A 14,147-nucleotide genomic window follows, 5' to 3' on the forward strand; every position below is an offset into this window, starting at 1 on the left:
ATAATAAGTCAGTCCTTGCTGACGGAAACGCTTTAAATTCTCGCGGAAAAGCGCATTTTGACCGGGTTTTGTCAAGTCTGCATTCCCTGCGGGTTTTGGTGTTAAACCACCTTGACGTAACGTGTCGACAAAAAACACTATGTGCGTATTAAGTGGAGCGCCAGTTCCTGATTATTTCGCGACAAGCGGCAAAGCTCTGTCTCTTTGTTTTGTCGCATTATCCGACGCAAAACCGCTTCGCACTTTTGCTGGAAATGCTCTAAAAGGTAGACATGCATCTGATTACGACAACACAGGCTCTCGAAGAGGCCGTATCCGCCCTCGCCAAATCCGATTTTGTTACAGTCGACACGGAGTTCATCCGTGAAACGACGTTCTGGCCGGAATTGTGCCTTATCCAGATGGCCTCGCCTGACCATACGGCGCTTGTGGATGCGCTTGCGCCGGGGCTGGACCTCGCGCCGTTCTTCCGCCTGATGGCCGACGAGACGATCGTCAAGGTTTTCCACGCAGCACGGCAGGACATCGAAATCGTCTTCCATCTCGGCGATCTCATCCCTTCACCTGTCTTCGACAGTCAGGTAGCGGCAATGGTTTGCGGGTTTGGCGATGCCATTTCCTATGACCAGCTTGTGCAGAAGGTCACCGGCAAGCAGATCGACAAGTCGTCCCGGTTTACCGACTGGCGCCGTCGCCCGCTTTCAGACAAGCAGCTCGACTATGCACTGGCCGACGTTACCTATCTGCGCGATATCTATCTCTATCTGAAGGAAGAACTGGAGAAAGAAGGTCGCAGCGAGTGGGTGAACGAGGAAATGGCGGTGCTGACTTCCCGCGAAACCTATGACATGCACCCTGACGATGCGTGGCGCCGGGTCAAGGCACGCGTCCGCAAACCGCTGGAACTTGCGATTGTGCAAGCTGTAGCCGCCTGGCGCGAACGCGAAGCGCGCGAGCGCAATGTGCCGCGTGGGCGTATCATCAAGGACGACACCATAGCCGAAATCGCACAGCAGCAGCCGCGTGACGCGGAAGCACTGGGCCGTCTCCGCTCGATCCCGAAGGGTTGGGAGCGTTCGGCACAGGCTGCAGGACTTGTCGCAGCGATCCAGTCCGCGCTTGAAATCCCGAAGGAAGATTTACCAAAATTGCCGAAGCCGTCGCATTCGCCGGAAGGCAGCGCCGCCGCCGCCGATATCCTCAAGGTTCTGCTCAAGCTTGTGACGGAAGAGCACGGCGTCGCGGCAAAGATCGTGGCGAATTCCGACGACATCGACAAGATCGCCTCGGAAGGCGACAAGGCCAATGTGCCTGCCCTGCATGGCTGGCGTCGCGAGGTTTTCGGTCAGAAAGCCCTCGATCTTATCGACGGCAAGATCGTCATCAAGTTCGAGAACCGGCGGATCAGGGCAGTTGAGTTAGGGGAATAAGGTAATAGGGCAGTAAGGTAGTATGTCTAACGCGAGCATTAACATATTGCCTTACTGCCCTACTCACTTACTGCCTCATTCCCGCGTCCCCTCGATGGCTGCATCACCAACCGCGAAATAGATGTTCTTTCCGGTCAGCTTGGAGAGCTGCTGCAAGCGGCCTTCGGGACGATCCGAAATCAGATCGGCCAGGTCTCCCGGTACGACAAGCGCAATGCCGCTTTCTTCCTCACGCCAGACAAGGCGTGGGATGACGCCCGGCATCGAAGCCGACAGAAGGTAGACCACCCGCAGCAAGGCTCCAAGCAGCTTTGCCCGTTCACGCAGGCGCGGCGTGGCGAGCTGCATGATCTCCGGCGCAATCTCGTCTTCGATCAGTCCTTCGTGACGATAATAATTGGCAAGCGCCATGAAGGAACGTCCGGCGTGGTCGATACCGCCGAACGAGCCGTGAGCGATGATGTTCAGCGCCTGCGACCCGCGATAGTCGGGATGCGCGCGCCAGCTTATGTCGGCCACGAGGCAGGCAGCCTGTCGGTAGCGCGCTTCGTCCTCGGTTTCGTCAAACCCGAGGACCGGCAAGGACAATGTTGTCCAGGTTGCCAGTTCGCGGGCATGACGCGGAGAGCGCGAGCGCAGAATGGACAGTTCGTCTGCCGAGGCCAGCAGCGGATCGAGCCGCTGCTCGTTCTTCGGCAGAAGCGAATAAAGATAGCCTTCACGCACGCCGAGCGCCGAGAAAACGATCTTGGAGGGTCTCATCAGACGGATCGTCTCGAGCAGCACCGTGGCGCCATAAGACAAAAGCTGACGGCGGTTTTTCGAAACCGCTTCAATGCCGCGCATCGTGTCGAGATTGCCCTTGGCAACGCGCTTGAGGAAGCTCTGCGCGTCCACCGGATTCATCTCGTAGCCGTGCATGACGTGCAGCGGATAGTTCTTCGCCGTCATATGCAGCTTGGCAAGGTTACGCCAGGTGCCGCCGACCGCATAGAAAACCTGGCCCTGATGGGCTTGCAGAAGCGTCGCCTTTGCGAGTTCCGTGCGCGCAATCTTGGTTGCCTCTGGCAGCCGTCCATCGGACATATCCTGCAAGCGCAGACCACCGAGCGGCAAGGTGATCCCCTCGCCTACCTCGTGGTCGTCCACCGCGATCAGCTCAAGGCTGCCGCCGCCGAGATCGCCCGTAACACCCTTCGGCTGGAAGAAACCGGAAATAATGCCGAGCGCCGAGTAATAGGCTTCTTCCTTGCCGGACAGCACTTCGATGTGCCGGCCGAGAATGGCTTCCGCCTGTGCGATGAAATCCGGACCGTTTTTCGCTTCGCGTGCAGCCGCAGTCGCCAGCGCGTGAATGGAAACCGCGCCGGCCTGTTCGGCCAGAGCGCGAAAACGCTTCAGCGCACGAAGCGCCGCTTCAACGGATTTCTCGTTGAGCTTGCCGGTTTTCGCGAGGCCCTTTCCGAGGCCGCAAAGTATCTTTTCATTGAAAAGCACCGTCGGCGAACGGACGATGCCTTCATAGATGACGACACGGATCGAGTTCGAGCCAATGTCGATGACCGCGACGGGCTTGAGTCCCTTGAGGCGGCCTTGTGCTACAGCTGGACTCATGCAGTCGTTTTTCTTTCCGCCTGCGCGCGCTTGCGATGCGCGATAAGGCGGGGGGCCGAAGACTTCAGCGACTTTCCGCGACCCGACAGGCTAGGATTGGTCATGAAATATTCCTGCGCGTTGAAAGCTTCCTCTCCTGCTTCTTTTTCTATCCGGCGAGAGGTGCCGTCCGCAAGTAGCTGATAGCTCTGTTGGTTATCAATTATGTTGGCAAACATGATTTGCGACAGGATTTGCTGATGCACTGTTGCATTTGTGATCGGAACAAGCGTCTCCACGCGGCGATCAAGATTGCGCGGCATCATGTCGGCGGAACCGATATAGACGATTGCCTTGTCGGAAGGCAGATCATTGCCATTTCCGAAGCAGAAAATGCGGCTGTGCTCGAGAAAACGTCCGACAATCGACTTGGCGCGAATATTGTCGGAAAGCCCCGGAACGCCCGGACGCAAGCAGCAGATGCCACGCACGACCAGATCAATCTGCACGCCCGCCTGGCTCGCCACGTAGAGCGCGTCAATAATCTGTGGATCAACCAGCGAATTCATCTTCATCCAGATCGCAGCCGGACGCCCCGCCTTCACATGCGCAACCTCGTCCTCGATGTGCTTGAGGATTCGCGCACGGAGCGTGAAAGGTGAAATCGCTATCTTCATCTCTTCGGCAGGCTGTGCATAGCCCGTGATGAAATTGAAGATATGCGCCACGTCGCGAGCAATATCCGCGTCCGACGTAAAGAACGACAGGTCGGTATAGATCCGCGCCGTGATCGGGTGATAGTTGCCCGTGCCCAGATGCACATAGGAGCGCAGCTTCTGATCTTCACGGCGTACCACGAGCGACATTTTCGCGTGGGTTTTCAATTCGATGAAGCCGAACACAACCTGAACGCCCGCGCGCTCCAGATCGCGTGCCCAACGAATATTCGCTTCCTCATCGAAGCGTGCCTTCAGCTCGACCAGCGCCGTTACCGACTTGCCCGCTTCTGCAGCATCGACCAATGCGCGCACGATCGGGCTGTCATTGGAAGTGCGATACAGCGTCTGCTTGATCGCCAGCACATCCGGGTCGGCTGCAGCCTGCCGCAGGAACTGGACCACCACGTCGAACGATTCATAGGGGTGGTGGACCACAATGTCCTTTTCACGAATCGCTGCGAAGCAATCGCCGCCATGCTCGCGAATACGCTCCGGGAAACGCGGATTGTAGGATACGAATTTGAGGTCATCCCGCGGGATCGAAACGATCTCCGAAATCATGTTGAGCGCCAGAAGACCTTCATGCACGCTGATGCGGTTTTCCGAAACGCCAAGTTCCGTCGCCACGAAGACGCGCAGGGCTTCTGGCATTTCGCCATCAAACTCGATGCGGATCACCTGACCGCGACGGCGACGTTTCAGTGCTGTCTCGAAGAGACGAACGAGATCTTCCGCCTCTTCTTCCACTTCGATATCGCTGTCACGGATGATGCGGAACGTACCGGCGCCGCGCACTTCATAACCGGGGAACAGTCGCCCGATGAACAGGCTCACCGCGTCCTCGATAGTAATGAAGCGGTAGGTGTTTTGCTGGTCTGTCGGCAGCTGAATGAAGCGCTTGAGCGCGACCGGAATACGCAGAAGGGCCGTCATCGGATGATTGTCGGCGCGGCGCGCAAGCTGCAGGGCGATGGAAAAGCCGAGGTTCGGAATGAACGGGAACGGATGCGCCGGATCGATGGAGAGTGGCGTCAGGACAGGGAAAATCGTTTCGAGGAAGTGGTTTTCAAGCCATTCCTTTTCGGGCTTTGAAAGCGCCGACGGGCGAACAATCTCGATGCTGTCCTGTTCCAGTTCCTCGCGCAGCATACGCAGGCGTTCCTGCTGTTCTTCCTGCAAGCGCCCTACTTCGTCCAGAACGAAGTCGAGCTGTTCCTGCGGCGTGCGTCCATCGGCGCTGCGCATCGCCACACCGGCGCGCACCTGAGCGGCGAGACCGGCAATGCGGACCATGAAAAATTCATCGAGATTGGCGGCGGAGATAGACAGGAAGCGCAGGCGTTCAAGCAGAGGCTGCCGCATATTCGCGGCTTCTTCGAGAACACGCCGGTTGAATTGCAGCCAGGAAAACTCGCGATTCACAAAGCGGTCGGAACTTTGCATCAATTCGCCGTTCAAAGCTTTGTGAACGTCAGGGGCTACGTCCGCATCGGGAACGACGGTTGGGTTGGGGGCTAGTCCGGCTGTCATTTCGTGTGTCCCGCCTTCAATCGCGTTGGGGGTTTCGCTCGCCATAACGCTGTTTTCGCTCATTTTTCCTGTCCCGACTTCCACCGGAACATTCCGGCTCTGCCTTAAGCCTATGGCTGTCATATGACAGTTTGATAGCAATTAGCTTGAAATGTCCTCAGAATTGATGAAAACGCTTCCGGAAACAAGACTTTCGCGGTACACGCATGCCAATGTCTATGCATGATCCTGTCCGGGACCCGGTTCAGGATCATGCTCATACCGCCCATCGACCAGAACCGGAGCATATTATGTCCGATCACATTATTCCTCACTTTCAGAACGACGCCGGCCATGCGGCCATCGAAATCGGCGTGAAGGAATTCATGTGCGTCGGTGCAAACCCACCTTTCGATCATCCGCACGTGTTTCTCGACATGGGTGATGAAAGTGAAGTCGTTTGCCCGTATTGCTCGACCCTCTATCGCTACAACGCCAAGCTCCATGCCGACGAAACCGTTCCGGCTGGCTGCGTTTACGAAGCACCCGCCGACAAAGCTGCCTGATCTGGGCAGCCTCACGGGGCTGAATGCCGGATGATCTCATCGACATGAGCAAAGGGCGCATATTGATTGCCGGGGCCGGAGTTGCCGGTCTGTCGGCAGCATTGGAGCTGGCAGCGCGCGGCTGGAATGTCCGGCTTGTCGAAAAGGCCGAGACCCTTTCGGAAGTCGGTGCTGGCCTGCAACTTGCACCCAATGCGATGCGTCATCTGGAACGGCTCGGCGTTGCCGGCCGTCTTTCTGCACAAGCCATAACGCCGGAAGCGCTCTACCTCATGGATGGGCGCAAAGCGCGTCCGCTGATGGAAATGAAGCTTGGCGACAAGGCTTCTCAGCGCTGGCACCATCCCTATGTCGTTTGCCATCGCGCCGATCTGCAATCCGCTTTGCTCGACGCCTGCCGTGAAGAGCCCGGCATCGACATCAGCCTCGGCGCTGAAATCACAAATCATCGCGTCGAAAACGGCGCTGTTGCAGCCACTATCCGCCGGGGCAATTCCGAAGAATCTGTCGACGCTGCATATCTGATCGCCTGCGATGGCGTCTGGTCGGCGGAGCGCTCGAAGGCAGGTTTCAGCAAGGCAAGGTTCAGCGGCCATATTGCCTGGCGCACTACGCTCGCGGCGGATGCCCTCCCCGCATCGTTTTTATCCGCCATGAAAACGAGTAACGCCGTTTCAGCATGGCTCGGCAGGCAAGCGCATTTCATCGCCTATCCGGTCAAGGGCGGCAGTTTCTTCAATTTCGTCGCCATCACGACGGGCGAAAACCCCGGCGAAGTCTGGTCCAGAACCGGCGATCCGGCGCGCTTGCGCTCCATCTACGCGGAGTGGGGCGCGCCCGTTCGCGATGTGCTGGCGGCTGCCGATGAGTGGACCTATTGGCCGCTTTTCGAAATGGCAGATGCTCAATTCGTCGGGCCTGACCGGACGATTTTTCTCGGCGACGCTTCGCATGCGGTCACACCTTTTGCTGCGCAAGGTGCCGCCATGGCGATCGAGGATGCAGCGGCCCTTGCCGAGGCGCTGGACAGTGGCGAACATGAAGCAGGACTGAAGCGCTTCGATACCGTCCGCAAGGAGCGGATCGCTGCGGTTGCCAAGCGCGGCCAGTTGAACAGGTTCGCCTATCACGCCACCGGCATTTTCGCGCTTGGCCGCAACACGCTCTTCGCCATGCGCAGTCCGGATAGTTTCCTGAAGGATCTGGACTGGCTCTATGGCTATGATGCCATTGCGGCCGTGCGGAATTAAGCTGCGTCGCGCGCAGCTTCGAGCGTCGCAACGTCGAGCTTGACCATCTTCATCACGGCATCGGCCACGCGCTGGCGCTGTTCGGCTGTGCCGTTCTGCAGGACATCCAGCAACATCTGCGGCACGACCTGCCACGAGAAGCCATACTTGTCCGTCAGCCAGCCGCATTCCATCGGCGCGCCGCCCTCCATCAGTTTCTCCCAGAACATATCCAGTTCCACCTGATCCTTGCATTGGACGAAAAGCGAAACCGCCGGGGAAAACTTGAAGGTCGGCCCGCCGTTGAGGCCGGATATCGCCTGCCCGTCGAGCGTGAAGTTCGCCACAACCACATCCGTGCCTTCGGGCTGGTGTGCATGCTCAAATCGAATGAAGCCATCGACGGAAGCCGATCTTCCGCAAGCGCGGAAGATCGAGACATAGTGGTTCGCCGCTTCTTCGGCCTGCTTGTCGAACCAGAGACAGATTGTCAGACCTGACATTGTTTCCTCCTCAGCCCATAACCTTCTTGGCTTCTTCCATATCCATCCACATTATCTCCCAGATATGGCCGTCAAGATCTTCAAAGCTGCGTCCATACATGAATCCATAGTCCTGTTTCGGACCCGGATCCGCCTTACCGCCAGCGTTTACCGCTTTCTCAACGGTGGTATCGACTTCAGCCTTGTTTTCCGCGGACAAACAGACCAGCACTTCGCTGACCGTGTTGGCATCTGCGATCTTTTTCGGCGTAAACTGGCTGAACTTTTCGTGGTCAAGGATCATCACGTGGATCGTATCCGAAAAGACCATGCCGGAAGCCGTTTCGTCCGAGAACATTGGATTCTTGGTAGCCCCGATGGCTTCGTAGAAGCTGGTCGACTGCGCAACATTCTTCACTGGCAGGTTCACGAATATCATTTTCGGCATAAGATTTCCTCCGTTGGAAGGCCAAGTGGCCTGATTTTATTTTACGATTATCTATCGCCTGCCCGGCTCCCCCGGCGATAAGATCGAGCCATGAGTCTGAGGCCCGACATGCAATCGATGCTTGAGCCTTCCGGGCGTAAAACAATTCACGCAATTGGCATCGGAAGAACTCAAAGTTCGCTTGTACATAATGGCATATAAGTTATAATTAGCAACCATGAAGTTAGAAAAAATAACCAAACCGGAAAAACCAACCGCCAAACGCAGTTATGACGATGCTTGCGCTGCGGCCCATGCCCTTGATTTGATTGGGGAACGCTGGTCGCTTCTGGTTATGCGCGAATTGATGTTCGGTCCCAAACGCTTCAGCGATCTGCGGGCTGATCTGCCGGGTGTGAGTGCAAATGTCCTCAGCCAGAGGCTTGAAGGGCTGGAAGAAGCAGGCATTCTTCGCAAGACAAAACTTCCACCTCCCGCATCGGTGCAGGTCTACGAACTGACTGAATGGGGTTATGAGAGCGAACCCATCCTTCAGACGTTGGGTCGTTGGGCCGCGCGTTCACCAAAGCATGATCCCAACCTGCCGATTTCGACCGCTTCATTCCTGCTGTCGCTCAGAACCATGATGGATCATGATAGGGCTCTCGGTATGCGCGCCGTGATCGGTCTCCGTCTGGACGGAGAAGATTTTACCGCACAGCTGAACGATGAAGGGATTCGGATAGAGCGCGGCACAGCGCAGAAATACGATCTCCATTTCGAAAGTTCACCGCGTATGCTGGCTGCCGCCATCTATGGCGGGCAGCCTCTTTCAGTGCTGGAAAGCGCCAATATTCTCAAGGTTATAGGCGACCGTACCCTTGCGGAAAAATTCGTGACGTTGTTCCCGCTTCCCGACAAGGCGCCCGCACCCGAATAATATATGCAACTTTTTAGTTGCGTATTTCGTTAAGTACCCTATATTGGCAACCATTAAGTTGCCAATTACGGAGGATGCATATCATGACCATTGCAAACAATACTGACCGCATCGCGAAAACCGTCGATATTCATGCAGGGATCGACCGCGTATGGCGCGCCCTCACCGATCATGAAGAGTTTGGGAGCTGGTTTCAGGTCAAGATCGACGGGCCGTTCATCGTCGGCACCCGTTCGACCGGCCACATCACCTATCCCGGTTTCGAGCACGAGCCTTGGGAATCACTCATCAAGGAAATGAAGGCACCAAGCTACTTTGCCTTCACTTGGCATCCCTATGCGGTGGACCGCAGTATCGACTATTCCAAGGAGCCGCCGACGCTGGTGGAATTCAAACTGGAACCGATCGAGACCGGAACGCGGCTGACGGTGGTCGAAAGTGGTTTCGATGCCTTGCCTGCCGAACGCCGGCCGCTGGCGTTGCGGATGAACGAGGGCGGCTGGGAGGAACAGGTCGGCAACATCAAAAGACACGTCGAAAATGTATGATAAGCCAGAGATGACCGGTATGGACATGTCCATGGTTTTCGCAGCGCTCGCCGATCCGACCCGGCTGGCGCTCATCGAAACCCTGAGTGATGGCGAAAGCCGTTCGATTGTGGTGCTGTCGCAAAACGGCAGCATCACCCGGCAGGCCGTCACCAAGCATCTGTCCGTGCTGGAACAGGCAAATCTGGTCGAACGGGAAAAGGTCGGACGGGAGAGCAGGTTTCGCCTGCATCCTGCGCCATTGATTGACGCCCGCGCCTATCTCGCAACCGTTTCCAACCAGTGGGACGACGCACTCCAGCGCCTGCGCCGGTTTGTCGAAGATTAGAGCATTTCCAGCAAAAGTGCGCAGCGGTTTTGCGTGAGGCAAATGCGACGAAACAAATACTCAGAACACCGACCTGATTCAGTCAGATCGGTGTTCTAACGCTGGTTGAAAAGTAACGAGGATGTGCCCTTCACGAAGCCAAGCTTCTCGTAGAAGGGCACAAGCCGTTCCGGGCAGTAGAGCTCAAAACTTTTCACACGCTTCAACTTTTCTTGGTTGAGAATGCGTTCAACAAGGGCTTGTCCGAGCCCTTGTCCACGATGCTTCTCCGACACGATCACATCGAAGACCATCGCCTTGAAGGTGAAGTCCGTGAGAACGCGGGCGAAACCTGCGATCCGGCTTTCTGCGTCGAGGCAGAACAGAAGCAAATCACAATGGGCCAGCATGTGCGTGACGTCATCAAGCGTCCGCTCGCTCGTCCACCATTCTTTACTGTAAAACTCATGAAATTCGCTGTATTGCTCAGGCGCGAGTTTCTCCACCCATTGAAAATCAGTCACTGCTTCCCTCTCCCGTGTCACGGAATAATCAGTCGCAAAGGCGTTTCAGAATGGCAATCCAGTTTGAGCAAACCTGTCCGATCTTTCGCATTTTCGACATAGAGAAAGCTCGTGAATTTTATCTCGGCTTTCTCGGCTTCAATCTGGATTGGGAGCATCGATTTGCCGAAGGAATGCCGCTTTATATGCAGGTTTCCCGCGGTGCGCTTGCCTTGCATCTTAGCGAACATCATGGCGACGGAAGCCCCGGCGCGAATATTTTCGTGCGCATGCAGGGTGTCGAGGAACTGCATAAGGAGATTAACGCACGCGGTTACCGCTTCATGCGACCGGGAATCGAAAATGAGCCGTGGGGCCGCGTAATGGCGGTCATCGACCCTTTCGGCAATCGCATCCAGTTCTGCGAAGGCCCACACGACGAATAAACAAAAACACCCGCCGGCGAACCGGCGGGTGTTTCGATTTCAGGCCACTAATCTGATTAGTGCAGAATCTGGCTCAGGAACAGCTTGGTGCGTTCGTGCTGCGGATTGTCGAAGAACTGGTCCGGCGAGTTCTGCTCGACGATCTGGCCCTGATCCATGAAGATCACGCGGTTGGCAACCTGACGGGCAAAGCCCATTTCGTGCGTCACGCAGATCATGGTCATGCCTTCGGCAGCGAGGCTCACCATCGTGTCCAGAACTTCCTTCACCATTTCCGGATCGAGAGCCGATGTCGGTTCGTCGAACAGCATGACTTTCGGGTTCATGCACAGTGCACGAGCAATCGCCACACGCTGCTGCTGACCACCGGAAAGCTGGCCCGGATATTTGTTGGCCTGTTCCGGAATCTTCACGCGGGCCAGATAGTGCATGGCGATTTCTTCCGCCTGCTTCTTCGGCATCTTGCGCACCCAGATCGGCGCGAGCGTGCAGTTTTCCAGAATGGTCAGATGCGGGAAGAGGTTGAAGTGCTGGAACACCATGCCGACTTCGCGGCGCACTTCATCGATCTTCTTGAGATCGTTGGTCAGCTCGATATTGTCGACGACGATCTTGCCCTTCTGGTGTTCTTCCAGACGGTTGATACAGCGGATCATGGTCGATTTGCCCGAGCCCGACGGTCCGGCAACAACGATGCGCTCCCCGCGCATGACCTTCAGATTGATGTCGCGCAGGACGTGAAACTCACCATACCACTTATGCATATTGGTGATTTCGATGGCGACATCGGTTGTGGAAACCTGCATCTTCGAACGGTCAACATCCATTCCCAGCTCGGATTGCGGGAGGGCGTTTTGTGCACTCATTTCCATTATTCCCTTTATTCTTATCGTTTATGACCCGTGTCGAGCCGTCGTTCCATGAATATAGAGTATCGCGACATTGCGAAACAGAAAATCCAGAAAACGAAGCCCGCAAAGATGAGACCGGTGGCAGGCGTCTGTGGAGAAGCCCAATTGGCATCGGAAAAATTCTGACGGACGATGCCCAACAGATCGAACATGCCGATGATGTAGACAAGGCTCGTATCCTTGAACAGACCGATGAAGGTGTTGACGATACCCGGAATGACAAGCTTCAGCGCCTGCGGCAGAACGATCAGTCCCGTTTTCTGCCAGTAGCTGAGACCCAGCGCATCCGCACCTTCATACTGCCCGCGCGGGATAGCCTGAAGACCACCGCGCACCACTTCCGCCATATAGGCCGAAGCGAACAGCGCCACGCCGATGAGCGCACGCAGGAGCTTGTCGAAAGTCACGCCCGGCGGCAGGAACAAAGGCAGCATGACGCTGGCCATGAACAGCACCGTCACCAGCGGAACGCCGCGCACCATTTCGATGAAGATGATCGAGAAGGTCTTGATGACCGGCAGCTTTGAACGGCGTCCGAGCGCGAGCACGATACCAAGCGGCAGCGATACGGCGATACCGACAAAGGACAGCACAAGCGTGACCAGAAGCCCACCCCAAAGCGGCGTTTCCACATAAGGAAGGCCGAACCAGCCGCCGACCAGCAGGAAGAAGGCGACGATCGGGAACACGAAGAAGAACAGGATCGCATTGAGAGCCTTCTTCGGGGCCTTCGGAATCAGCAGCGGCACCAGCAGGACGACGAAGATCAGCGCCGTCAGATTGACGCGCCAGCGTTCCGAAATCGGATAACGGCCATAGATGAACTGCTCGTATTTCGCGTTCACGAATGCCCAGCAGGCGCCCGACCAGCCTTCCGGTTGCGTGCCGCCCTGCGCGACAGTCAGGCAGGCCGTGCGATCCGCACCCGTCCAAACGGCCTTGAAGAACAGCCACTCGATGATTGGCGGGAGGAACCACGCCACGGCCAGCAGGCCGAGAATGGTCAGCGCCGCATCGACAGGCGTTGCGAACAGATTGACGCGCAACCAGTGCGAAATGCCCTGCACGGAGCGTGGCGGCGCTTCGCCATCCACCATCTGCGAGCGGACATATTGGAGATCTGCGTTTTCCATTGTCACCTCTCCACCAGCGCCATCTTGGCATTGAACCAGTTCATCAGGCCGGACACAATCAGGCTGATGCCCAGGTAGATCACCATCCAGATCGCCACGACTTCGACCGATTGACCGGTCTGGTTGAGGATCGTGCCACCTACGGCGACAAGATCGGGATAGCCGATGGCAATGGCGAGCGACGAGTTCTTGATAAGATTGAGATACTGGCTCGAGAGCGGTGGAATGATGATGCGCAGCGCCTGCGGCACGATGATGAGACGCATCGTCTGGCCGGGACGAAGCCCGACTGCATAAGCAGCTTCGGTCTGCCCCTTGTTGACGCCCAGAACGCCGGCGCGAACCGTTTCAGCGATAAAGGACGCCGTATAGAAGGAAAGCGCCAGAAACAGAGCCAGAAACTCCGGCTTGATCTGTGCGCCGCCGGTCAGATTGAACGTTCCGAGCTTCGGCGAGTCGAACGAAACCGGAAAACCGGTCGCGATCAGCGCCAGTATCGGCAGGCCGATAATCAGGGCGGCGGACACGCGTATCGTGTGAAAGGACTGGCCGGTTGCCATCTGGCGGCGTTTTGCCCAACGCGCGACGATGATCGAAGCGACGATGCCGATGAGAAGCGCCACCGGCAGAAGCCACGCCCCCTCACCCCATATGGGAGATGGCATGAAGAAGCCGCGATTGTTCAGGTAAGTGCCCAGCGGGAGCGAGAAGCTGTCGCGGGCCTGCGGCAGGACCGACAGAACGCCGAAATACCAGAAGAAGATGACGAGCAGCGGCGGAATATTGCGGAATATCTCCACATAGACCGTGCAGATCTTGCGGATCAGCCAGTTGCGCGAAAGACGGCCGATACCAACCAGAAACCCGATGATCGATGCCGTAATGACACCCAGCGCGGCAACGTAAAGCGTATTCACGAGGCCAACCAGAAAGGCCCGGCCATAGTTCGAATCGCTGTTGTACTGAATAAGCGTCTGGCTGATATCAAACCCGGCACGCCCATTGAGGAAGGCGAAACCGGACGCAATGTTTGCGCGCTGCAGATTGGTGATCGTGTTGCCGACAATCCAGTAGATCGCGCCAATGACCGCACCAAAGACAATGACCTGATAGAAGATGCCGCGAATCCGCGGATCGTACAGGAGCGAAGTTCCGCCGCTGTCCTGGCGACGTTCAGTTGCAGAATAGGAAGCCATATGTTTCCTGTGCCTCTCGGCTGGCTGCATCGACCTCAAACAGAAAAGGCTGACCGCATCTGCGGAGCAATTCCTGAAATCGAGACATCGAATGCCGAACCGTTCGGTCTTGCCATTCCCAATTCAGGCTCATCTCGAGCTTGCGGGCCTGCAAGACGCGGTTGAATTCCAAAAAGCAGCTTATCAGCGTTCAAATGCCCTCACGATG

General features: G+C 56.7%; 15 protein-coding genes. 7 read left to right on the plus strand and 8 right to left on the minus strand.

Going from position 1 to position 14,147, the window contains the following annotated elements:
* Positions 1 to 272 precede the first annotated feature (272 nt).
* A complete protein-coding gene (rnd, locus tag OANT_RS13190; RefSeq protein WP_010661077.1) occupies positions 273 to 1,430 on the plus strand; it encodes a ribonuclease D in 1,158 nt (385 codons plus the stop codon).
* A gap of 75 nt (positions 1,431 to 1,505) precedes the next feature.
* Here rnd and ppx read toward each other — a convergent pair whose 3' ends face one another.
* Positions 1,506 to 3,044: an exopolyphosphatase gene (ppx, locus tag OANT_RS13195; protein ID WP_012092349.1), complete on the minus strand. Its 1,539-nt coding sequence runs from the start codon at positions 3,042 to 3,044 to the stop codon at positions 1,506 to 1,508.
* The gene (locus tag OANT_RS13200) at positions 3,041 to 5,272 is read right to left on the minus strand and encodes an RNA degradosome polyphosphate kinase (RefSeq protein WP_040130164.1); all 2,232 of its coding nucleotides are present in this window, start codon (positions 5,270 to 5,272) and stop codon (positions 3,041 to 3,043) included. The genes ppx and OANT_RS13200 overlap by 4 nt, the downstream gene beginning before the upstream one ends.
* Positions 5,273 to 5,562: 290 nt before the next feature.
* On the opposite strand from OANT_RS13200, the gene OANT_RS13205 reads away from it, so the two are divergent.
* Together OANT_RS13205 and OANT_RS13210 are read left to right on the plus strand one after the other, a co-directional pair.
* Positions 5,563 to 5,817 carry a zinc-finger domain-containing protein gene (locus tag OANT_RS13205; protein WP_010661074.1) on the plus strand — a complete coding sequence of 85 codons (255 nt, stop codon included), beginning with the start codon at positions 5,563 to 5,565 and terminating at the stop codon, positions 5,815 to 5,817.
* Between the two features lie 44 nt (positions 5,818 to 5,861).
* Positions 5,862 to 7,067, plus strand: coding sequence for an FAD-binding protein (locus tag OANT_RS13210; RefSeq protein WP_040130166.1), 1,206 nt, complete (start codon positions 5,862 to 5,864; stop codon positions 7,065 to 7,067).
* On the opposite strand, the gene OANT_RS13215 is transcribed toward OANT_RS13210, so the two are convergent.
* Complete coding sequence (locus OANT_RS13215) at positions 7,064 to 7,549, minus strand: VOC family protein (protein WP_010661072.1); 486 nt, start codon at positions 7,547 to 7,549, stop codon at positions 7,064 to 7,066. The two genes, OANT_RS13210 and OANT_RS13215, sit on opposite strands and share 4 nt — an antisense overlap.
* Before the next feature lie 10 nt (positions 7,550 to 7,559).
* Positions 7,560 to 7,976, minus strand: a complete 417-nt coding sequence (locus OANT_RS13220) for a VOC family protein (RefSeq protein ID WP_010661071.1) — start codon at positions 7,974 to 7,976, stop codon at positions 7,560 to 7,562.
* Between the two features lie 217 nt (positions 7,977 to 8,193).
* On the opposite strand from OANT_RS13220, the gene OANT_RS13225 reads away from it, so the two are divergent.
* The 3 genes from OANT_RS13225 (at position 8,194) to OANT_RS13235 (ending at position 9,771) form a co-directional block, all read left to right on the plus strand.
* Positions 8,194 to 8,895, plus strand: a complete 702-nt coding sequence (locus tag OANT_RS13225; RefSeq protein WP_012092352.1) for a winged helix-turn-helix transcriptional regulator — start codon at positions 8,194 to 8,196, stop codon at positions 8,893 to 8,895.
* Positions 8,896 to 8,978: 83 nt separating this feature from the next.
* Positions 8,979 to 9,443 (plus strand): SRPBCC family protein, encoded by a 465-nt coding sequence (locus tag OANT_RS13230; RefSeq protein ID WP_012092353.1) that lies wholly within the window; start codon positions 8,979 to 8,981, stop codon positions 9,441 to 9,443.
* Positions 9,444 to 9,453: 10 nt separating this feature from the next.
* The gene (locus OANT_RS13235; protein WP_029376230.1) at positions 9,454 to 9,771 is read left to right on the plus strand and encodes an ArsR/SmtB family transcription factor; all 318 of its coding nucleotides are present in this window, start codon (positions 9,454 to 9,456) and stop codon (positions 9,769 to 9,771) included.
* Between the two features lie 95 nt (positions 9,772 to 9,866).
* Here the strand turns inward: OANT_RS13235 and OANT_RS13240 are convergent, their stop codons facing one another.
* Positions 9,867 to 10,274 (minus strand): GNAT family N-acetyltransferase, encoded by a 408-nt coding sequence (locus OANT_RS13240; RefSeq protein WP_012092355.1) that lies wholly within the window; start codon positions 10,272 to 10,274, stop codon positions 9,867 to 9,869.
* Between the two features lie 50 nt (positions 10,275 to 10,324).
* Here OANT_RS13240 and OANT_RS13245 point away from each other — a divergent pair, with 50 nt between their 5' ends.
* Entirely contained in the window at positions 10,325 to 10,699 is a 375-nt protein-coding gene (locus OANT_RS13245) for a glyoxalase superfamily protein (RefSeq protein ID WP_012092356.1), read from the plus strand.
* A gap of 56 nt (positions 10,700 to 10,755) precedes the next feature.
* Here OANT_RS13245 and OANT_RS13250 read toward each other — a convergent pair whose 3' ends face one another.
* The 3 genes from OANT_RS13250 to OANT_RS13260 are packed head-to-tail and all read right to left on the minus strand — an operon-like array spanning position 10,756 to position 13,939.
* Positions 10,756 to 11,565 (minus strand): amino acid ABC transporter ATP-binding protein, encoded by an 810-nt coding sequence (locus OANT_RS13250; RefSeq protein WP_012092357.1) that lies wholly within the window; start codon positions 11,563 to 11,565, stop codon positions 10,756 to 10,758.
* Between the two features lie 20 nt (positions 11,566 to 11,585).
* Positions 11,586 to 12,743 (minus strand): amino acid ABC transporter permease, encoded by a 1,158-nt coding sequence (locus tag OANT_RS13255; RefSeq protein WP_012092358.1) that lies wholly within the window; start codon positions 12,741 to 12,743, stop codon positions 11,586 to 11,588.
* Positions 12,744 to 12,745: 2 nt separating this feature from the next.
* Positions 12,746 to 13,939 (minus strand): amino acid ABC transporter permease, encoded by a 1,194-nt coding sequence (locus OANT_RS13260; protein WP_012092359.1) that lies wholly within the window; start codon positions 13,937 to 13,939, stop codon positions 12,746 to 12,748.
* Positions 13,940 to 14,147: the final 208 nt, after the last annotated feature.

Origin of the sequence: Brucella anthropi ATCC 49188, assembly GCF_000017405.1 — a bacterium.
GTDB classification, from domain to species: domain Bacteria; phylum Pseudomonadota; class Alphaproteobacteria; order Rhizobiales; family Rhizobiaceae; genus Brucella; species Brucella anthropi.